Below are 19,765 nucleotides of genomic sequence, written 5' to 3' on the forward strand. Positions count from 1 at the left end.
GTATACTATTATTATAGCACTTTATAGTAGCAATTCAAGAAAGAAATAAACAACTATGTTATATTTTCTAACACGAAAATATAAAAATTTGCCTTTTTTTACTTTTTCTGATATAATGGGAAAATATTCGGAAAAGGAGACTAAAAATGAAGAAAAAATTTCTAGCATTTTTGCTAATTTTATTCCCAATTTTCTCATTAGGTATTGCCAACGCTGAAACGATTAAGATTGTTTCTGATACCGCCTATGCACCTTTTGAGTTTAAAGATTCAGATCAAACTTATAAAGGAATTGATGTTGATATTATCAACAAAGTCGCTGAGATTAAAGGATGGAACATTCAGATGTCTTATCCTGGATTTGACGCAGCGGTCAATGCGGTTCAAGCTGGTCAAGCTGACGCTATCATGGCAGGAATGACAAAGACTAAAGAACGTGAAAAAGTCTTCACCATGTCTGATACTTACTATGATACAAAAGTTGTCATTGCAACTACTAAGTCACACAAGATTAGTAAATATGACCAATTAAAAGGAAAAACTGTTGGTGTAAAAAACGGAACAGCCGCTCAACGTTTCCTTGAAAGTATCAAAGATAAATACGGCTTTACTATTAAAACATTTGACACTAGTGATTTGATGAACAACAGCTTGAGTGCTGGTGCCATCGATGCCATGATGGATGACAAACCTGTTATCGAATATGCCATTAACCAAGGTCAAGACCTCCATATTGAAATGGATGGGGAAGCTGTAGGGAGTTTTGCTTTCGGTGTTAAAAAAGGAAGCAAATACGAGCACCTAGTTACTGAATTTAACCAAGCCTTGGCTGAAATGAAAAAAGATGGTAGTCTTGATAAAATCATCAAGAAATGGACTGCTTCATCATCTTCAGCAGTGCCAACTACAACTACTCTAGCGGGCTTAAAAGCTATTCCTGTTAAAGCTAAATACATCATTGCCAGCGATTCTTCTTTTGCACCTTTTGTTTTCCAAAATTCAAGCAACCAATACACTGGTATTGATATGGAATTGATTAAGGCAATCGCTAAAGACCAAGGTTTTGAAATTGAAATCATCAACCCTGGTTTCGATGCCGCTATTAACGCTGTCCAAGCTGGTCAAGCAGATGGTATCATTGCTGGTATGTCTGTCACAGATGCTCGTAAGGCGACTTTTGATTTCTCAGATTCATACTACACTGCCAATACTATCCTTGGTGTCAAGGAATCAAGCACCATTGCTTCTTATGAAGATTTGAAAGGGAAAACAGTCGGTGTTAAAAACGGAACTGCTTCTCAAACCTTCCTAACAGAAAATCAAAGCAAATACGGTTACAAAATCAAAACCTTTGCTGATGGTTCATCAATGTATGACAGTTTAAACACTGGTGCCATTGATGCTGTTATGGATGATGAACCTGTTCTCAAATATTCTATCAGCCAAGGTCAAAAATTGAAAACACCAATCCCTGGAACTCCAATCGGTGAAACAGCCTTTGCCGTTAAAAAAGGAGCAAATCCAGAATTGATTGAAATGTTCAATAACGGACTTGCAAACCTTAAAGCAAACGGTGAATTCCAAAAGATTCTTGATAAATACCTAGCTAGCGAATCTTCATCTGCTTCAACAAGCACTGTTGATGAGACAACTATCTGGGGCTTGCTTCAAAACAACTACAAACAACTCCTTAGCGGGCTTGGTATCACTCTTGCTCTAGCTCTTATCTCATTTGCTATTGCCATTGTTATCGGGATTATCTTCGGTATGTTTAGCGTTAGCCCATACAAATCTCTTCGTGTGATCTCTGAGATTTTCGTTGACGTTATCCGTGGTATTCCATTGATGATTCTTGCAGCCTTCATCTTCTGGGGAATTCCAAACTTCATCGAGTCTATCACAGGCCAACAAAGTCCAATTAACGACTTTGTAGCTGGGACTATTGCCCTCTCGCTCAATGCAGCCGCTTATATCGCTGAAATCGTTCGTGGTGGTATTCAGGCCGTTCCGGTTGGACAAATGGAAGCCAGCCGAAGCTTGGGTATTTCTTATGGAAAAACCATGCGTAAGATTATCTTGCCACAAGCAACTAAATTGATGTTGCCAAACTTTGTTAACCAATTCGTTATCGCTCTTAAAGATACAACCATCGTATCTGCTATCGGTTTGGTTGAACTCTTCCAAACTGGTAAGATTATCATTGCCCGTAACTACCAAAGTTTCAAGATGTATGCAATCCTTGCTATCTTCTATCTTGTAATTATCACACTTTTGACTAGACTAGCGAAACGCTTAGAAAAGAGGATTCGTTAATGGCAAAATTAAAAATTGATGTAAATGATTTACATAAGTATTATGGAAAAAATGAAGTTTTAAAAGGAATCACGACTAAATTCTATGAAGGAGATGTTGTTTGTATTATCGGTCCTTCAGGTTCTGGTAAGTCAACCTTCCTTCGTAGCCTCAATCTTCTAGAAGAAGTCACTAGTGGTCACATCACTGTGAACGGTTATGACTTAACTGAAAAAACAACCAATGTTGACCACGTCCGTGAAAATATCGGAATGGTGTTCCAACACTTCAACCTCTTCCCTCATATGTCTGTATTGGACAACATTACCTTTGCTCCTATTGAGCACAAGTTGATGACAAAGGAAGAAGCTGAGAAATTGGGAATGGAGTTGCTTGACAAGGTTGGTCTAGCAGATAAAGCTAATGCTAACCCAGATAGCCTATCAGGTGGTCAAAAACAACGTGTGGCCATCGCTCGTGGACTAGCAATGAATCCAGATATCATGCTCTTTGATGAACCAACTTCTGCCCTTGACCCTGAAATGGTCGGAGACGTACTGAACGTTATGAAGGAATTGGCTGAGCAAGGTATGACCATGATTATCGTAACCCATGAGATGGGATTTGCTCGTCAGGTTGCTAACCGCGTTATCTTTACTGCAGATGGTGAATTCCTTGAAGACGGAACACCAGACCAAATCTTTGATAACCCTCAACACCCACGTCTGAAAGAGTTCTTGGACAAGGTCTTAAACGTCTAAACTCAAACTGTAAGGATTTCCTTGCAGTTTTTTTCTATCTCGTATTGGATTTTTTGATTTTTCGGAAAATTATGTTAGAATTAAGTTTATGAAATGAGATTTCCTCATACCTAGCAAGACTAGGAATAAAAATAGAAATTAGGTAGCTAGATGTCATCTAAGGTTATTGTTACAATTTTCGGTGCGAGTGGAGACCTGGCTAAACGCAAGCTCTACCCTTCCCTATTTAGACTATATAAATCCGGCAATCTTTCCGAGCACTTTGCCGTTATTGGAACTGCCCGTCGTCCTTGGAGCAAGGAATACTTTGAATCTGTAGTAGTCGAATCTATCCTTGATTTGGCAGATAGTACCGAACAGGCTCAAGAGTTCGCTAGCCACTTCTACTATCAAAGTCATGATGTCAATGATACAGAGCACTACATTGCTTTACGTCAATTGCAGGCTGAACTAAATGACAAGTACCAAGCTGAACACAACAAGCTCTTCTTCTTGTCAATGGCTCCTCAATTCTTTGGAACCATTGCCAAACACCTTAAGTCTGAAAACATTGTGGACGGTAAAGGTTTTGAGCGTTTAATCGTTGAGAAACCATTTGGAACAGACTACGCAACTGCAAGCAAGTTGAATGACGAACTCCTAGCGACATTTAACGAAGAACAAATTTTCCGTATCGACCATTATCTTGGTAAGGAAATGATTCAAAGTATCTTTGCAGTTCGCTTTGCAAACCTGATTTTTGAAAATGTCTGGAACAAGGACTTTATCGACAATGTTCAAATTACCTTTGCAGAGCGCTTGGGTGTAGAAGAACGTGGTGGCTACTATGACCAATCTGGTGCCCTCCGTGACATGGTACAAAACCATACTTTGCAACTACTTTCCCTCCTTGCCATGGATAAGCCAGCAAGCTTCACAAAAGACGAGATTCGTGCTGAAAAAATTAAGGTCTTTAAAAATCTCTATCATCCAACTGATGAAGAGCTTAAAGAACACTTTATCCGTGGTCAATACCGTTCAGGTAAGATTGATGGCATGAAATACATCTCTTATCGTAGCGAGCCAAATGTAAATCCAGAATCAACAACTGAAACCTTTGCATCTGGTGCCTTCTTCGTGGACAGCGATCGCTTCCGTGGTGTTCCTTTCTTCTTCCGTACTGGTAAACGTCTGACTGAAAAAGGAACTCATGTCAACATCGTCTTTAAACAAATGGATTCTATCTTTGGAGAACCACTTGCTCCAAATATTTTGACCATCTATATCCAACCAACAGAAGGCTTCTCTCTTAGCCTAAATGGGAAGCAGGTAGGAGAAGAATTCAACTTGGCTCCTAACTCACTTGATTATCGTACAGATGCGACCGCAACTGGTGCTTCTCCAGAACCATACGAAAAATTGATTTATGACGTCTTAAACAATAACTCAACAAACTTTAGCCACTGGGATGAAGTTGGTTCGTCATGGAAGTTGATTGACCGTATCGAAGAGCTCTGGGCTGAAAATGGTGCTCCACTTCATGACTATAAAGCTGGAAGCATGGGACCTCAAGCAAGCTTTGACTTACTTGAAAAATTTGGTGCCAAATGGACTTGGCAACCAGATATCGCTTATCGTCAAGATGGTCGTTTAGAATAAAAAAAATCCTGCAAGTTTGTACCTTGCAGGATTTTTGCTTCTGATTAGATTAAGCCTTCCAAGAGACTCTTCATAAAGTTTTCTGAGTTAAATTCTCCAATATCATCGATTTTCTCACCAAAACCAATCAATTTTACAGGAATATTGAGTTCTTCTCGGATGGCTAGAACAACACCACCTCGAGCAGTTCCGTCAATCTTAGTCAAGACAATTCCTGTTAAAGGAGTGATTTTTGAAAATTCTTTGGCCTGTACAAGTGCGTTTTGACCTGTTGATGCATCAAGTGCCAAGAAGGTTTCATGGGGTGCTTCTGGAACAACACGTTTGATGATACGACCAATCTTTTCCAACTCAGCCATAAGGTTATCCTTGTTTTGCAGACGACCAGCGGTGTCAATCATGAGAATATCGATACTTTCAGAAACGGCACGTTCCATGCCATCAAAGACCACACTAGCTGGATCAGCTTTTTCAGGTCCAGTCACTACCGGAACATCTACTCGTCGGCCCCATTCAGCTAGCTGGGCTACTGCCCCTGCACGGAAGGTATCTGCTGCAACCAGCATGACCTTCTTACCAGCTTGTTTGTAGCGGTGGGCTAGTTTCCCGATAGAAGTTGTCTTCCCAACACCGTTAACACCAACAAAGAGCATAACTGTCAAACCATCTTGGAAATGGATTTGTTCATCGTAGTTGCCATCCTTTTCGTAGAGTTCAACCAATTTCTCGATAATGACACGGCGAAGTGCATCAGGCTTCTTAGCGTTTTCGAGTTTAGCTTCATAGCGAAGCTCTTCTGTTAGGTTCGAAGCGACCTGCACACCGACGTCACTCATGATGAGCAGTTCTTCCAACTCCTCGAAGAATTCTTCATCGACAGAGCGGAAATTAGCAAAGAAGGCGTTCAAACGAGCTCCGAAGCCTGTACGAGTTTTCTTAAGACTGCGGTCATATTTTTCCTGAACAGTTTCTTCTAACTGAGACCTTTCTGGTTGAAGCACTTCAGAACTATTTTCTTCTACAGTCTCTAGGAGCTCAGTATTCTCTTCCTCTGTGACTTCTTCTGAGTTTAGAAATTCTTCTATTTCTTCTTGAGAAACTTCTACAGTTGACTCTGAATCCTGACTCTCTTCAACTGTCTCTTGATTTTCTTCTTGGAGCAGATCTTCTTCAGAACTTTCAACTTCTGCTTCTTCTTGAAGAATTCCCTCAGCTTCTGTAAGAGAAGACTCAACATCTTCAGACAAATCAAGATTTTCCAGAGCTTCTTTTACAACTTCTTCGATTTTAGGTTCTTCTTTTTTTCCGAATAGACGGTCAAACAATCCCATATCTTAGTTCTCCTTTAGCACATATTCTTCGATAGCCCAGGCGACAGCTTCTTCATCATTGGTCATTGGCGTTACCACATTTGCGACTGCCTTAACTTCAGGAACAGCATTTTGCATGGCAACACCGAGTCCCGCCCACTCAATCATAGAGAGGTCATTGGCCTCGTCGCCACAGGCCATGACTTGGCTTTGCTCTATTCCCAGATAACTGATTAGTTTAGCCAATCCTGTTGCTTTATGAACATTCTTTGGTGACCACTCTAGCAACATTTCTCGTGATTTAAATATTTCATATTGGTCAAACAATTCTGGAGAAATCTTCTGAATGGCTGCATCCAAGGGTTCTTGAGCAAAGGCAGTCACGCATTTATTGTAGGTCATTTGACTAGATAAGTCTTCAAAGTCCACTGGAACAAAGGTCAATGCTGGATTGAATTTGGCATAAAGACTTTCTTGGTCCGATTGGATTTGATAAACTGTTCCTTCTGAGATGGCATCAAGAGGCAGTGATAATTTCTCTGTTTCTTCATACAAACGTGCCACATCATCATATGAAAAGACTGTTTTATCAAGGATTTCACCTGTATTTTTCTGAACCAAACCACCATTAAAAGTAATCGTATACTCATCTTCGTGTCCGTCAGTCCCTAACTCATGGAGAAAGAAGTCCATGGCTTTTAAGGGACGACCAGTTGTCAATACTACCTTGATACCACGATCACGCGCAGCTTTCAAGATTGCCTTGGTACGATCCGTCAGCCTTTTATCAGTAGTCAGCAAGGTCCCGTCCAAGTCCAATGCAATCAATTTTATATCTGCCATTATAAGCCCTCCATATAAGCTATAACCGACTGGTCCTTATGGTGACCAATCACTGTCTCTGCTAATTCTAAAATTTCAGGTCGTGCATTTTCAGGAGCTACAGGATGTCCCACAACCTGCATCATATGCAAATCATTTAGATTGTCTCCAAAAGCCATGACCTGATCCATTGTGATGTCAAGTTTTTTAGCTAATTCAACAATGGCCACACCCTTATCGACATAGTCCAGAACAATATCAATGGATTCAAAGCCAGTTGTCATGGCCTTAACACCAGGAACATGTTCATTAACCCAAGCTTCCCCAGCTTCTAGCGTTTTTTCTGTGAAGTTGGTTGTAAATTTGAAAATGTCATCTGTGATATCTTCCAGACTCGCTACTTTTTGGATATTTTCATTATAGTGCTGGCTCTCTTTCAAATAGGTTGCATCAACCGTATCTAGCACATAAGAGCCTTTTTTCCCCGTCAAGAGCAGTTTATTGATATCTACATAAGGTGAGGTTTTCAGCTTTTTAAAAGTCGTCAAATAAAACACACGAGACATGGTCGCTTCATACAAGTCCTGACCTTGATATTCGACCAAACTGCCATTTTCTGCGATAAAAATAATGTCATCACGAACATCAGCAAATAATTTTTCTAAGGATAGAAATCCGCGCCCCGAAGCCACCGCAAAGTAAATCCCTTTTTCCTTGTAGGAAACCAAGAGAGACTTGAGGCGGTCCATATCAAAGCGCCCATTCCCATCTAGGAAGGTTCCGTCCATATCCGTTGCTACTAGTTTAATCATAAAATCTTTCTTACTCCGATTAGTAAATCTACCTCCTATTATACCATAGATAAGTAGAAAAAGGACTAGTCTATCAGCTTTGCTTCTCTTTTATCCTTCTCTACTAGCTAGTGCTGTTTCTATCTTTTAAAAAACTCGTAAAATTAAAATCGTGCAACTTTTTTCAGATACTTTTAAAAGATTGATTTCATAACCTGTTTCCTTTATACTGGATAAAAAGGAGAATAGTATGTCAGAAACAAATCACGAAATCGATTCAAATTTTGCAGGTCGTTTAAATATCCTGCGTGCTGGTGTTCTTGGTGCTAATGATGGAATTATTTCCATTGCTGGTGTGGTTATTGGGGTTACCAGTGCTACAAGTAATATCTGGATTATCTTTTTATCAGGATTTGCAGCTATTTTGGCCGGTGCCTTTTCAATGGCAGGTGGAGAATATGTGTCCGTTTCAACTCAAAAAGATACCGAGGAAGCGGCCGTTGCGCGTGAGCAACTCTTGCTAGACCAAGACATGGAGCTAGCTAAAAAGTCTCTCTACGCTGCCTATATTCAAAATGGCGAGTGTGAAACATCAGCCCAACTTCTCACCAACAAAGCCTTTTTAAATAATCCACTCAAGGCTTTGGTAGAGGAAAAATATGGGATTGAGTATGAAGAGTTTACCAATCCTTGGCATGCTGCCATCTCTAGCTTTATTTCCTTTTTCCTTGGTAGCTTACCACCAATGCTGTCAGTGACCATTTTCCCAAGTGAATACCGCATCCCTGCTACCGTCCTTATCGTCGGTGTGGCCCTTCTTCTCACTGGTTACACTAGTGCAAGACTTGGAAAAGCTCCAACCAAAACAGCTATGATTCGAAACCTAGCTATCGGTCTTTTAACCATGGGAGTTACTTTCCTGCTCGGACAACTTTTCAGCATTTAGTATATAAGAAATATCTAAATGAAATTGCACTACCTACAAAATAAAAGATTCACATCTACTTAGATATAATAAAAGAGAGAAACTTGATTCTCTCTTTTATTATATCTACAATCGTAGACAATGATTCTATAATGTGTGTTTTTCTAATAACGTTTTGATGTCTTCTAAGATTTTATAACGTTACCAGAAAAAATCATCCGCCTGGATAGTTGAAAGTTATTTACTTTATTTGCAATTATTTTAATCAATAACATCAATCATTAAAAGTGATAGTATTCTCAATAATGTCAAATCGATTCCTATTATAAGAGATAAACGCTTCAACGGAAGCTAATCTATTAATCGACCTTGCCCCTTTGAAAATTATTCTCATTTTCTAAGAGCCACTGACTATAAAGTTCTTGATATCGTTTCTCTTCGTTATCACTGTAACCTTTAAAAAGAACTTTATCAATATTTTCTTTATTAAAATATAAAATTTGTTCAGCATCAAGCCCTACTGGGTATATGCATCCTGAATAATCAAAAATTACTTTTTCTCCATCATTGTCAATGAAAGCTCCCCGATTAAGAATCATAATTTTACGGGTTCCATCTTTTAAATAAACAATACTTCCAATAGGTAACATAATCTTTTCTTCCTTTCGATATTTAAGTAATAATTTTATTTTTTTAAATAATAAATCTCAATAATATAAAAAATATAGCACTGAATTTAGGTAAAACAACATTTTATTTCAACTTTGATAAAACATCAACTATCTCATATTCCCGTTCTTCTCCAGGTGCAAAGGCAACGTTTATGGTTGCTAGAGAAATGAACATTGTTAAAATCATTATCAAAAGCATGGCAACATTTTTTATATAAATAAAAGCTAAGGCAAATATAAGAGCTAAAGCAAAGAAACATACTCGTAAAAGAAGCATTTTTACGTAAAAACGCGATGAATTTACTGGTTTTATCTTAAAATAAATAGATTGTTCCAATGATCTATTAAGTAATTCTTCCAAACTTTTTTTCTTTTTAGAATATAAAAGCTGAAGCAAACTAAAAGACAATAATAAACCAATAACTACTAAAAGCAAACTAGTTACTATCGAAAAATTCACATAAAAGTTGGCAAATAAATCAATATGATTCATACGAGCCCAGGCATTCACAAAAACTGCCAATCCTGCAGCTAATGATGTTGGAAGGATAAATTTGCTCGCCTTAGAGTTTTTTTCTTCGATTTTAAAAAGTTCTTCATCTGAGATAGCATAAACTTTCTGATAAAAATACCAGTTTAAAGGCAAACAGAAATATCCGAGAAAATGTTTAGGAGATCTATCTAATAGATACTGTTTCCCCTGATAATGAAATAATAGGTATCGAAAATTCCCTTTATAATATAATTTTATTTTTTGCATTTTAATCCTTACTAATCTAAGAAAACATGAGTTTTCCCAAGCTATGAGGAGTATCTTGATATCGGCTACATCTTATTTTAGTTTTTTATCATTTATTTTATATAAGTGATGGCTTTCAGTTCCAAATGCAACATTAGAAGCCGACAAATATAGAAAGATGATTGCATTGGCCATTAAGCCAAAAAGTAAGTTACCTGAGTAGAAATAATACATTGGCATAAAAAATGCTAGCCCACCAATAACCACTATAAATCCTAGCAATTGTTTAAAGTCAATTTTTACTGGCGTAATTTTATAGTATTGTAAATGCCTAAGTTCGTGCCCTATCAAGAAGGCCATCCTTCTTTTCCGAGAATAGTAAAATAATTCAACCAGAACATATGTTAAAAGAAAAGTCATTAAAAAGAGTGCCACTTTCGTAAAACTTGAAAGATTCGTTTCAAAATACTTAGTGATATCAATCTTGTTAACCCGTAACCAATTATATAAAAAGATACTCAGCCCAGCACCGAGAGAAGCTGAAACAGTGAGTTTTGTAGCACGTCCAGTTTTTTCTTTTATTTTACAGTACTCATCCGATGTAATGGGATACACATGTTGAAAGAAAAGCCAATTTATAGGTGGAAAAAGATATCCTCTCAAATGACATGGTCTTCTATCAAGTAAATAGTATTGATGATTGAATTCAAATACTAAATAACGAAAATTTCCATAAGTAAAACGAATTTTTTCCATCATTTCTCATTAGTCAAAGGGGTTAAGGGCACTTAGCCCACCTGAAATGGCATTTCCTACATCACTTACCATCTCACTGGCCCAATTTTTTGCACTTTCAACACTATTTGATATTGCCTGACCTACGTTTTTCCCTACATCATCCAAAAATACCCCTGTAGTGTCTAAACCATCTTTAAGCCCTAAAAAGTTATTTTCATAGGCTTTATTAAACAACCAAGTAACTCCAACTCCAATAGCAAATGATGCAGTCGCTACACCAACAGCAGCCCAACCAACAGGATTACTTCCCAAAAATGCTCCTAAAGCTACTGTAGTTAGCTCCGCAGCTCCAAAACCAATCCCTGTTGACAAACCATTATGCACAACTGCCTGACCAATACTTTTATCTTTGTTAACAATATCATCATACATTCCAAGACCAAAGCCAATTCCCATTAAGGAACGGCCACCCCATTTGCCCCAGTTCGCTATATTTGTACCTTTTTGAACCAAAGCTTGACCTATACCAGTTTGTTTAACTAAAACAAATGAAGTTGAGACTCCGTTTAAAGCAAATGTACTAGGGCCTTTAATTCCTTCTAAAATAGTAGCTAAACCACCAAAACGTTGAACCCCTATTCCAAGTTGATCAATTATAGTTGCAAGTAAGTCAAACTGCGTGCCATTTTTATCATAATTCTCTCGAACTAACTCTAATGCACTTTTTAATTGCTGAATCAACTCAGGTGAAACTAACTCTTCTGGATGGGACCGAGCATAGGTAAGTAAAGCTTCAATGTCCTCTATTGTTAATCCCTCTCCTGATTTCAACTTTTCTTTGTCCAATCGTCTTCCCCAAGACTCGTGGACCTGTTTAACCCACATCAATTCCTCTTGAGGTGGAATTACAAATGTTTTTGTTTCTTCATTCCAAGAGCTTTTTGCTTGAGATAACCCTTGCCTTACTACTTGATAAAGACCATCTATATTTGAAAAAAGACCTGATGATGAATTATGAAATGTCAAAATTTTTTGAAGCTTATCCTCCAATTTTTGTTTGACTTTCTGTTGAATCGCAATATGTTCTGTTAAACTATTAATAAAAAAATAGTCTGGTTGTTCCACACGATATTCCATGTTTCGTAGTTTCTGATAGTAAACAATACTTTTATGTGCTTGCGCAATTTTTTGACGCAACTCATCTTCTCTTAAACTTACACTATCCACTTCACTAATGAATTTATCCGGAAGACTCAATGTTGCTTTTTCTATTTCCTCATTTAATAAAATGCAAGCTTTTGTTAATGGAATCAATATTTGACTACAATAAACTTTTGCAGAATCATAAGCTAAACCAGATAAATCTCCACTGTTTGATGAAAAATCATTAAGAGCCTTCTGTAAAGATTGATAGGCTTGATTTTGATTCTGTAGTGCTCTTGATGTACTACTTGCCTGATTCTTGGATTTCCATAAATACATATCAACCCCCATTTTTTTCTCTCACCTCTCTTTCTAATTGTTTCAATTGTTCTTTATCAACTTCTAATAGTTTTTGTGACTGTTTAAGTAACTCTTCCTGTTCTTGAAAATAGGTTTGAAGTTTTTGCGATGCCTGGAGATGTTGTGATTCTAAATCTTTAAAATAATAACTATCGTCAGATTTACTCATCAACTCTGCAACTTCACTAAAAAAGAGTTTACTTTTTTTAGTAAGTTGATCATATTCATCTCGTACAATGTATAGATGACGTTTCTTTACTTTTAGAGATTCTTCTCTTTGTTTGAGTGATAACTCTAAATTAATGATATCACGATTAACCATTTAACGTAAACCTCGTGCTAGCATCGTCAATGCGTGACAATTGGTTTGCTACTTTCTGATCCATAGCATGAAAAGCTGAAGAAAGATTATGAATATTCGTTGACATCGCTGATAATACATTACCAATTTGACTCGCAGTAGTTTGCGCTAAATCAATTGCAGAGGAAGCTTTTACATTCCCCGCTACAGTTGTCTGATTATCTTTTTCAATTGCTATAAGATTAGCAAGACTTTCTGTAGCTTTTGCAATCGCCGTTGCTCTTTGAACAGCTAAAGATGTTACACTTTTTATTTCACTCATTATCGGGTTCCTCTAAAATATTTAACTATCATGATTATATCATAAAAATTTAAAAATATTTTAATATTCTCCAAATATGATTGAATACAACCTCAAAATTTTGAAATTGGCAATACATTGTTATTTCACTAGAAATTGCAGTTCTTTAAAAAATTAATAAAGCAATTATTAACTATATTTTTCTATAACAAACGAATCAAAGCCAAACTAAAAAGACTTAGCCCTGTACAATACAGAACTAAATCCTTTGGATAAATTAATTGTCTAACTTTTGGGGGTCAGTATATATCGAGGTATCTTTTTTTACATTTGCACAATCTTGCGATAACTTCTTGAAGTAATCATGAAAATCAGCACATAGGCGATGAGGAAGATAGCGCAGATAGACAAGGTCACAATCAACATCATATTCGTATCTATTACACCAATCACTTTTAAAATCAGACTAAGCATATGGTAGGCAAAGGCTAGATGTATGAAGGCAAAAAGCAAAGGAAGGAAGAAAACAGTTAAAACCTGTTTGTTGATGGTTTGCTTGATTTGCTTTTGATCTAAACCGACTTTCTGCAAGATAATAAAGCGTTCACGGTCTTCATAGCCTTCAGAAATTTGTTTGTAGTAGATGACCAGAACAGTTCCGACCATAAAGATAATGGATAGGAAAATACCGATAAAGAAGACACCACCAAAAAGGGCACTCATTTGAGCACTAGCATCTGCTAGATTGCTACCATACACATAGCTACCTTCAGTGTTTAATTGAGCATTAAACTTTTGTAAGTATTTTTCATATTCTTCAGCGACTTTGAGTTGTTCCTCTTCACTGATATTTACATTTATACCACCGTAAAGCTGATTATAGATAGCCGAATCTGGGAATTGGTCCAAAAAGGCTTGTAAATTAGGTACAACAAGGTAATTGTAATCAGAAGTCAAAATATTAAACTGATTTGGGACATGGTTCACAATGAAATCTTTAGTAAATTCTTCTTTTACAGAAAATTGATGATCGTTTAGAGTTAGAGCTTTCTGTTCTTTAACTCCCTCATTCTTGGCAAAGAGTCCAACCTCATTTCCTGATAGAGAAAGTTTTTGACCAGCCATAGTTTCATAATCTTTTTGGTCAAATACCATAAAAACTGTTTTGACTTGGACACGGTTTTGTCCTTTTTCAAATATGGTTAACTTGCTACCTTCTTGGTTTGCAACACCAAAGTAAGCGTAACGAAGAACTTCTTTTTCTTTGATATTATAACCTTTGTCACTTGCAAACTGGCTCAAGAGTTTGTCCAAATCTTCTTTTTCAACATTTTGTCCAGTAATCCCAAAATCATGCGGATTTAGAACTTTTTTAAAGCTTTCTGAGGCATTGAAAATACTAGTAGCTGCTGACATGGTTACCAAAACCATTGTTGACAAAATTGCGATAGTTGCTAGTCCAATCGCATTTTTCTTCATACGAAAAATCAAGTTAGACACTGAGATAAGGTTATTTGGTTGGTAATAGTATTTCTTATTTTTCTTTAAGATTTGAAGGAAAACTGTAATCCCTGCATTAAACAATAGATAAGTACCAAAGATAACCAGCAAAACAGCTAGGAAAAAAGTTGTTAGAGCTGTAAGGGGATCTTTTACAGTAACCGCAAGATAATATCCACCACCTAAACTAATCACACCAAGAATAGTTTGGAGAGATAGGAAACGACCTTTTTTCTCACCGCTAGCTTTCTCACGTGAGAGCTGGAGGGCATTCATACGGGCGATTCGAAGAGCATTCAGGAACATGAGACCTAGGAAAATCAAACCAAAGACAAGAAGTACTGTAATGACAACTTTCATCTGGAAGGTAGCGACCAGCTCAACCTTCAATTTCATCAGTTTGAGTAGGAAAGCGAAGATCAACTTGTCAAACAAGGCTCCAATACCGATTCCTGCTCCAACAGTTAGAATCCCAAATAGCACTAACTCCTTAAAGGTCATACTGATCAGATGACGCTTCTCCAAGCCCAACATTCCATAAATTCCCAGTTCCTTGGAACGGTTTTTCATAACAAAACTATTGGCATAGAGGACGATAATAGCTGACGCAAGGGTGACGACAAACATACCAAATCCAAGTGTTGTTTGGATGGTTTCTCCTCCACGAATTTCTGCAATCTTAGGATTGAAGGTCAGGGAGTAAAAGAGATAGGTGACGGTGACTGCCAAGAGAACAGCCAGCGCAAAAGGATAGTAGAGTTTGCGGTTTTTAATCAAGTTCGATACCGCTAACTTATTGGTTAATCGAAACATACTAATTCACCTCGCTTGCCATGACAGTCAAGGTATCAGAGATTTCTTGGAACATCTGACGTTCTGTCTTCTCTCCACGGTAGATTTGGTTGTAAAGAATGCCGTCTTTGATAAAGAGTACACGTTTAGCTCTGCTAGCTGCTGCTGTTGAGTGGGTTACCATAAGAATGGTTTGTCCACGCTCATTGATTTCATCAAAAACATCAAGAAGAGCAGCAGATGACTTGGAGTCAAGGGCTCCTGTTGGCTCATCCGCAAGGAGAATTTCAGGTTCTGTAATGATAGCGCGTGCTACTGCTACACGCTGTTTCTGACCACCAGAAATCTCGTAAGGGTACTTCTCTTGCAATTGGTTGATTCCCAGATTCTCAGCTGTCACCACCAATTTCTTCATCATTTCCGTAATGGGTCTTCTTGACAAGACAAGGGGAAGCAAGATATTATCTTTTACAGAGAGAGTATCTAACAAATTAAAGTCTTGGAAGACAAAGCCCAGCTTTTCACGACGGAAGCTAGAAGCCTGTGAATTTTTAATGGTTGCGGTGTCAGTTCCATTCAAGTAAACCTGACCACGAGTTGGTTTATCCAGCATAGCTAGAATATTGAGAAGAGTTGATTTACCAGAACCAGACTCACCCATGATGGCAACGTAGTCACCCTTTTCCACGGTAAAGTGAATGTCCTTGAGGGCCTCTACTTGGTTGCCCTGAAAACGTGTTTTGTAAATTTTTTGAACGTGTTTTACATCTAAAAGTGTCATGAGAATCTCCTTTCTTAATATCCCATCAAATGAAATGTTGCTTGCATCATAGCGCATCCCAGCTGAACGCGCTCGATATCTTTGTGGCTTGGTTTTCTTGTTTTCTTATGTAAGATTTGTTTCATGATGTTACTCCTTTGTTCTTTATGAGTCTAGTTTACATCAAAAAAAGATCGCTTGCCATAACCTAACCTTACAAAAGAGACTTTAATCTTACATTTTTGTAAGATTGGGGAAATGTAGGCAAAATTACTTAGAAAATGATTTGATTTCCTGTTTTTTAAATTGTAAAATATAAGTGTGAAAAGGCTTACTTTGGAAAGGAGGAAGCGGGAACTATCATTTGAGTAAGCTTACCTAGATAACATACCATTAAATTCAACACTTTCAAATCGAACTACCTATAAGGAAAGAAGGTGCGCTTTAATGAAACATAAAGAACATATACTCATCGGAATTCTCTATCTCCTCTCTCCATTCATCGGTCAGCTCTTAGTTGAAAAAACATACTTTATCGGTACAGAATTTACAGCTACTGCTTATGCTATTTGCTGGCTATCAGTTGTTATCAGCATCCATCATTTTTCAAAAAATGTATTGTCTCAGCATGAAAAATCAGATTAGAAACATGAGTTCAAAATATTATTTTTAATTTGTATATGAGGCTGAGAAAATCTTATTAAAAGTAAAAAAGCTTTAAATCAAGCAGTTTAGACTATTGATTTAAAGCTTTTTGCTTATTCCAAATCTTCTGTAGAACCTTACCAAAACCAGCCTTCATTATCGTCAATGGCTTGGGCTTCTTTGCGTTTACGTGGGCCTGTTCCGTACATTTCAGCTTCGATTTCTTCCTTGGTAGGCATGATAGAAGCTAGGATGATATAGATAATCACGCCAAGTCCAAAGTTTGCGACTGTAAAAATGGCAAATAAGAAACGAACAAGGGTAACATCAAAGTTCCACTTGTCTGACAGACCTGCCAAAACTCCTGAAATCATACGATTTCGTCTCATTTTATAAAATTTACTGTTCATGATATTTCCTCTTTCTGCTAGGTTAGACATAGTATAACACGGGTAGGCTCGGCTTTCATCAGTCCTCAGGCTGATTTATTAGTAGCAATTTACCTCGACAAAGTCCACAGCGATAGCGTTTGATATCAATCTTTCGCTTGCGATGATAACTTTGCTGGCAGGATTGGCAACGATAGAGCTTAATTGGTTTGGAGTTGCTATTTGGCAAGGTGGGCACAAAGCGTAATCCATCCACTGCTTTCAACAGTTCCTTAAAATCCCGATCCTTGTGTTGATAGCCCTTCCCTTGAAAATAGAGGTGATAATGACAGAGTTCATGTCGGACAATTTTCCTAAAAACATCCAGACCCAGTTCCTGATAAACCTTTGGGTTGAAATCCAAATGCCCATCTTTGGGGAAAAATCGCCCACCTGTCGAACGTAGACGCCTATTCCACTGAACATGATGGATAAAAGGTCTGCTGAAGTCTTCTAGTGAAACCTGCTTAACGTAATCAGTCAGTTTCATTTGGAGCTAGAAGCGACAGATTGACTTTTTCACGTTCAGTATCAATTTTCTTAACCCAGACCGTTACCAAATCACCGACTGACACCACTTGGCTAGGATGTTTGATAAATTTGCGACTCATATGGGAAATATGAATCAGACCGTCCTCATGAATCCCAATGTCAACGAAGGCACCGAAATCAACAACGTTACGCACAACACCCTCTAGCTTCTGACCAACCACTAAATCCTTGATATCTAGGACATCTTGGCGAAGCACAGGTGCGTCAAAGGAATCACGGAAATCTCGACCTGGTTTGAGAAGATCTGCAATGATATCTTTAAGAGTTTCTGGACCAAGGTCTAGCTCTTGCGCCATTTCCTTGACTGAAAGGGACTTGAGTTTACTTTGGGCTTCTTCGTTTAGGTCTTTAATGTCCAAACGTTTGAAAAGTTCCTTAACGGCAGCGTAATTTTCTGGGTGAACTCCTGTATTATCAAGGATATTGCTACTTTCAGGGATACGGAGGAAACCAGCTGCCTGTTCAAAAGCCTTGGCACCCAGACGAGGAACTTTCTTGATTTGCGCGCGTGAAGTGATTTTCCCTTCTTCCTCACGGTATTTGACAATATTTTCAGAGATAGTTTTATTGAGTCCAGCGACATGGGAAAGAAGAGCTGGGCTGGCCGTATTAATATTAACACCGACTTGGTTAACTACAGTTTCTACGACAAAGTCCAGACTTTCAGACAGTTTCTTCTGACTGACATCGTGCTGGTATTGACCGACACCAATTGACTTAGGATCGATTTTGACCAATTCCGCAAGAGGATCTTGCAAACGACGGGCGATAGAAATAGCAGAGCGTTTTTCAACGGTCAAGTCTGGAAACTCCTGACGAGCAAGTTCACTGGCAGAATAGACCGAAGCACCACTTTCATTGACGATAACATAGCTGACTTCAGGGAAATCTTTCAGAACTTCCGCCACAAAGGCTTCACTTTCACGACTAGCAGTACCATTTCCGATAGCAATAATTTCCACGCCATATTGACCAATCAAGTCCGACAACTCTTTCTTGGCTTCTTCGATTTGACGAGCTGATGCTGGTTTAACAGGATAAATAACCTGAGTTGTTAGCATTTTTCCTGTTGCATCCACGACAGCTAGCTTGGCACCTGTACGAAAGGCTGGGTCAAACCCAAGAACCACGCGCCCTTTCAGTGGAGCAACCAAGAGGAGATTGCGTAGGTTGTCCGAAAAGAGTTGGATAGCTCCCTCTTCGGCCTTTTCAGTTAATTCTGTACGAATACGGCGCTCGATAGCAGGTAAGACTTTTTTCTTAACAGATTGCTGAACAACTTCATCTATATAGGTATTTTTTACCTTGAAACGAGCAGCAAAGAAGGCAAGAATGCGGTCCGTTGCATGTTCAAAACCGACCTTCAAGATACCAAGTTTCTCCGCACGATTGAGGGCTAAAGTACGATAGCCTTGCATATTTCCAACTGTTTCAGAAAAATCATAGTAAATCTGAAAAACCTGCTTTTCATCAAGACTTTCATCCTTGGCTTGAGAAGTGAGTTTAGAGTGTCTCAGCACTTCCTGATAAGTCATGGAACGCAAGGTCACATCTTCCGATAAGGCTTCGATCAAGATATCAACTGCACCAGCCAAAGCTTCCTTCCCATTCGCAAATCCTTCACAGACAAACTTCTCAGCTTCTTTCTCTAAGTCAGTTACATTCTGCAAGATTAAGCGAGCAAGTGGGAAAAGCCCTGCTTCACGGGCAATGGTTGCCTTGGTCCGACGCTTTTCCTTGTAAGGAAGATAGAGTTCTTCAACGTCTGCTAATTTTTCGGCAACTAAGATAGCTTCTTCCAACTCCTTGGTCAACTTGCCTTGTTCTTGAATCTTAGCTAAAACAGCTTCCTTACGGTCGTTGAGATTTGTCAGACTTTTATCCAAGTCGATAATGGCCTTAATTGCCACCTCATCCAAACTACCAGTCATGTCCTTGCGATAACGCGCTATGAAGGGAATTGTCGCCCCTTCAGCTGTTAAACTTAGAACGGTATCAATTTGCTTTAAAGTCACTCCCAAATCCTGGGAGATTTTTTCATATTTTTTATCCATGAATCTATTATACCATAAGCCAATCTTATTCAAATTATCTCTTACAATTTTAAAACATAAGTTGGTGAATAAATTTGCTTCATTTCAATATTCTATTTATTGAGAAGGTTTCAATTTAAAATTCTACTAGATTACAAAAGAATCTATGAGTAATTTCACTGTTTTTATTTTTTACAAACCGCTTTATAAAGCTATTTGTTGAAGTTAACGAATCAATTTTCAGAGCAAATAAAAAATCGCAAG

General features: G+C 38.0%; 19 protein-coding genes and 1 pseudogene. 6 read left to right on the forward strand and 14 right to left on the reverse strand.

The features are described 5' to 3' along the window. The first annotated feature begins 146 nt into the window (after nt 1-146). The 3 genes from D8845_RS00720 (at nt 147) to zwf (ending at nt 4,690) form a co-directional block, all read left to right on the forward strand. Complete coding sequence (locus D8845_RS00720) at nt 147-2,312, forward strand: ABC transporter substrate-binding protein/permease (protein ID WP_125452095.1); 2,166 nt, start codon at nt 147-149, stop codon at nt 2,310-2,312. Then, the gene (locus D8845_RS00725; RefSeq protein ID WP_049487244.1) at nt 2,312-3,052 is read left to right on the forward strand and encodes an amino acid ABC transporter ATP-binding protein; all 741 of its coding nucleotides are present in this window, start codon (nt 2,312-2,314) and stop codon (nt 3,050-3,052) included. The genes D8845_RS00720 and D8845_RS00725 overlap by 1 nt, the downstream gene beginning before the upstream one ends. 150 nt (nt 3,053-3,202) lie before the next feature. After that, complete coding sequence (gene zwf, locus D8845_RS00730; RefSeq protein WP_125452097.1) at nt 3,203-4,690, forward strand: glucose-6-phosphate dehydrogenase; 1,488 nt, start codon at nt 3,203-3,205, stop codon at nt 4,688-4,690. Nucleotides 4,691-4,734: 44 nt separating this feature from the next. Here the strand turns inward: zwf and ftsY are convergent, their stop codons facing one another. Genes ftsY through D8845_RS00745 form a run of 3 tightly spaced genes read right to left on the reverse strand, consistent with a single transcriptional unit; the run spans nt 4,735 to nt 7,634 of the window. After that, a complete protein-coding gene (ftsY, locus tag D8845_RS00735) occupies nt 4,735-6,021 on the reverse strand; it encodes a signal recognition particle-docking protein FtsY (RefSeq protein WP_125452099.1) in 1,287 nt (428 codons plus the stop codon). A gap of 3 nt (nt 6,022-6,024) precedes the next feature. Beyond that, the gene (locus D8845_RS00740; RefSeq protein ID WP_125452101.1) at nt 6,025-6,843 is read right to left on the reverse strand and encodes a Cof-type HAD-IIB family hydrolase; all 819 of its coding nucleotides are present in this window, start codon (nt 6,841-6,843) and stop codon (nt 6,025-6,027) included. Further along, nucleotides 6,843-7,634, reverse strand: a complete 792-nt coding sequence (locus tag D8845_RS00745) for a Cof-type HAD-IIB family hydrolase (RefSeq protein WP_125452103.1) — start codon at nt 7,632-7,634, stop codon at nt 6,843-6,845. Before D8845_RS00745 ends, D8845_RS00740 begins: the two co-directional genes overlap by 1 nt. Before the next feature lie 229 nt (nt 7,635-7,863). On the opposite strand from D8845_RS00745, the gene D8845_RS00750 reads away from it, so the two are divergent. Further along, nucleotides 7,864-8,559 (forward strand): VIT1/CCC1 transporter family protein, encoded by a 696-nt coding sequence (locus D8845_RS00750; protein WP_125452105.1) that lies wholly within the window; start codon nt 7,864-7,866, stop codon nt 8,557-8,559. A gap of 338 nt (nt 8,560-8,897) precedes the next feature. Here D8845_RS00750 and D8845_RS00755 read toward each other — a convergent pair whose 3' ends face one another. The 6 genes from D8845_RS00755 to D8845_RS00780 all read right to left on the reverse strand — a co-directional run bounded on the left by D8845_RS00755 (nt 8,898) and on the right by D8845_RS00780 (nt 12,812). Beyond that, nucleotides 8,898-9,188 (reverse strand): DUF4176 domain-containing protein, encoded by a 291-nt coding sequence (locus tag D8845_RS00755; protein WP_125452107.1) that lies wholly within the window; start codon nt 9,186-9,188, stop codon nt 8,898-8,900. Nucleotides 9,189-9,291: 103 nt separating this feature from the next. Further along, a complete protein-coding gene (locus D8845_RS00760) occupies nt 9,292-9,969 on the reverse strand; it encodes a DUF443 family protein (RefSeq protein ID WP_004269710.1) in 678 nt (225 codons plus the stop codon). Between the two features lie 72 nt (nt 9,970-10,041). Next, a complete protein-coding gene (locus D8845_RS00765; protein WP_042751257.1) occupies nt 10,042-10,704 on the reverse strand; it encodes a DUF443 family protein in 663 nt (220 codons plus the stop codon). Nucleotides 10,705-10,713: 9 nt separating this feature from the next. Beyond that, the gene (locus tag D8845_RS00770; protein WP_185757319.1) at nt 10,714-12,168 is read right to left on the reverse strand and encodes a hypothetical protein; all 1,455 of its coding nucleotides are present in this window, start codon (nt 12,166-12,168) and stop codon (nt 10,714-10,716) included. A 1-nt stretch (nt 12,169) separates the two neighbouring features. Beyond that, nucleotides 12,170-12,511, reverse strand: coding sequence for a hypothetical protein (locus D8845_RS00775; protein ID WP_125452111.1), 342 nt, complete (start codon nt 12,509-12,511; stop codon nt 12,170-12,172). Next, nucleotides 12,504-12,812: a TIGR04197 family type VII secretion effector gene (locus D8845_RS00780; protein WP_004269706.1), complete on the reverse strand. Its 309-nt coding sequence runs from the start codon at nt 12,810-12,812 to the stop codon at nt 12,504-12,506. The genes D8845_RS00775 and D8845_RS00780 overlap by 8 nt, the downstream gene beginning before the upstream one ends. A gap of 177 nt (nt 12,813-12,989) precedes the next feature. Between D8845_RS00780 and D8845_RS10585 the strand changes: the two are divergent. Then, nucleotides 12,990-13,067 (forward strand): annotated as a pseudogene (locus tag D8845_RS10585) (IS3 family transposase); the annotation flags it as partial. Between the two features lie 48 nt (nt 13,068-13,115). Here D8845_RS10585 and D8845_RS00785 read toward each other — a convergent pair. Continuing rightward, on the reverse strand, nt 13,116-15,104 hold the full coding sequence (locus D8845_RS00785) for an ABC transporter permease (protein ID WP_125452113.1): 1,989 nt from the start codon (nt 15,102-15,104) through the stop codon (nt 13,116-13,118). A 1-nt stretch (nt 15,105) separates the two neighbouring features. Then, the gene (locus D8845_RS00790) at nt 15,106-15,864 is read right to left on the reverse strand and encodes an ABC transporter ATP-binding protein (RefSeq protein WP_000173372.1); all 759 of its coding nucleotides are present in this window, start codon (nt 15,862-15,864) and stop codon (nt 15,106-15,108) included. Between the two features lie 426 nt (nt 15,865-16,290). Between D8845_RS00790 and D8845_RS00795 the strand changes: the two genes are divergently transcribed. Beyond that, complete coding sequence (locus D8845_RS00795) at nt 16,291-16,488, forward strand: hypothetical protein (RefSeq protein WP_125452115.1); 198 nt, start codon at nt 16,291-16,293, stop codon at nt 16,486-16,488. Nucleotides 16,489-16,625: 137 nt separating this feature from the next. Here the strand turns inward: D8845_RS00795 and D8845_RS00800 are convergent, their stop codons facing one another. Genes D8845_RS00800 through D8845_RS00810 form a run of 3 tightly spaced genes read right to left on the reverse strand, consistent with a single transcriptional unit; the run spans nt 16,626 to nt 19,522 of the window. Beyond that, nucleotides 16,626-16,898, reverse strand: a complete 273-nt coding sequence (locus D8845_RS00800; RefSeq protein ID WP_001085044.1) for a PspC domain-containing protein — start codon at nt 16,896-16,898, stop codon at nt 16,626-16,628. A 58-nt stretch (nt 16,899-16,956) separates the two neighbouring features. Further along, nucleotides 16,957-17,406: a SprT family protein gene (locus tag D8845_RS00805; protein ID WP_125452117.1), complete on the reverse strand. Its 450-nt coding sequence runs from the start codon at nt 17,404-17,406 to the stop codon at nt 16,957-16,959. Beyond that, entirely contained in the window at nt 17,393-19,522 is a 2,130-nt protein-coding gene (locus tag D8845_RS00810; protein WP_125452119.1) for a Tex family protein, read from the reverse strand. Before D8845_RS00810 ends, D8845_RS00805 begins: the two co-directional genes overlap by 14 nt. Between the last annotated feature and the right edge of the window lie 243 nt (nt 19,523-19,765).

Origin of the sequence: Streptococcus mitis (assembly GCF_003942865.1) — a bacterium.
Lineage (GTDB): Bacteria > Bacillota > Bacilli > Lactobacillales > Streptococcaceae > Streptococcus > Streptococcus mitis_BI.

Bases quoted from the DNA above. Each gene is read 5' to 3' on its own strand.
- D8845_RS00720 (WP_125452095.1), top strand. From the start codon at position 147: ATGAAGAAAAAATTTCTAGCATTTTTGCTAATTTTATTCCCAATTTTC.
- D8845_RS00725 (WP_049487244.1), top strand. From the start codon at position 2,312: ATGGCAAAATTAAAAATTGATGTAAATGATTTACATAAGTATTATGGA.
- zwf (WP_125452097.1), top strand. From the start codon at position 3,203: ATGTCATCTAAGGTTATTGTTACAATTTTCGGTGCGAGTGGAGACCTG.
- ftsY (WP_125452099.1), bottom strand. From the start codon at position 6,021: ATGGGATTGTTTGACCGTCTATTCGGAAAAAAAGAAGAACCTAAAATC.
- D8845_RS00740 (WP_125452101.1), bottom strand. From the start codon at position 6,843: ATGGCAGATATAAAATTGATTGCATTGGACTTGGACGGGACCTTGCTG.
- D8845_RS00745 (WP_125452103.1), bottom strand. From the start codon at position 7,634: ATGATTAAACTAGTAGCAACGGATATGGACGGAACCTTCCTAGATGGG.
- D8845_RS00750 (WP_125452105.1), top strand. From the start codon at position 7,864: ATGTCAGAAACAAATCACGAAATCGATTCAAATTTTGCAGGTCGTTTA.
- D8845_RS00755 (WP_125452107.1), bottom strand. From the start codon at position 9,188: ATGTTACCTATTGGAAGTATTGTTTATTTAAAAGATGGAACCCGTAAA.
- D8845_RS00760 (WP_004269710.1), bottom strand. From the start codon at position 9,969: ATGCAAAAAATAAAATTATATTATAAAGGGAATTTTCGATACCTATTA.
- D8845_RS00765 (WP_042751257.1), bottom strand. From the start codon at position 10,704: ATGGAAAAAATTCGTTTTACTTATGGAAATTTTCGTTATTTAGTATTT.
- D8845_RS00770 (WP_185757319.1), bottom strand. From the start codon at position 12,168: ATGTATTTATGGAAATCCAAGAATCAGGCAAGTAGTACATCAAGAGCA.
- D8845_RS00775 (WP_125452111.1), bottom strand. From the start codon at position 12,511: ATGGTTAATCGTGATATCATTAATTTAGAGTTATCACTCAAACAAAGA.
- D8845_RS00780 (WP_004269706.1), bottom strand. From the start codon at position 12,812: ATGAGTGAAATAAAAAGTGTAACATCTTTAGCTGTTCAAAGAGCAACG.
- D8845_RS00785 (WP_125452113.1), bottom strand. From the start codon at position 15,104: ATGTTTCGATTAACCAATAAGTTAGCGGTATCGAACTTGATTAAAAAC.
- D8845_RS00790 (WP_000173372.1), bottom strand. From the start codon at position 15,864: ATGACACTTTTAGATGTAAAACACGTTCAAAAAATTTACAAAACACGT.
- D8845_RS00795 (WP_125452115.1), top strand. From the start codon at position 16,291: ATGAAACATAAAGAACATATACTCATCGGAATTCTCTATCTCCTCTCT.
- D8845_RS00800 (WP_001085044.1), bottom strand. From the start codon at position 16,898: ATGAACAGTAAATTTTATAAAATGAGACGAAATCGTATGATTTCAGGA.
- D8845_RS00805 (WP_125452117.1), bottom strand. From the start codon at position 17,406: ATGAAACTGACTGATTACGTTAAGCAGGTTTCACTAGAAGACTTCAGC.
- D8845_RS00810 (WP_125452119.1), bottom strand. From the start codon at position 19,522: ATGGATAAAAAATATGAAAAAATCTCCCAGGATTTGGGAGTGACTTTA.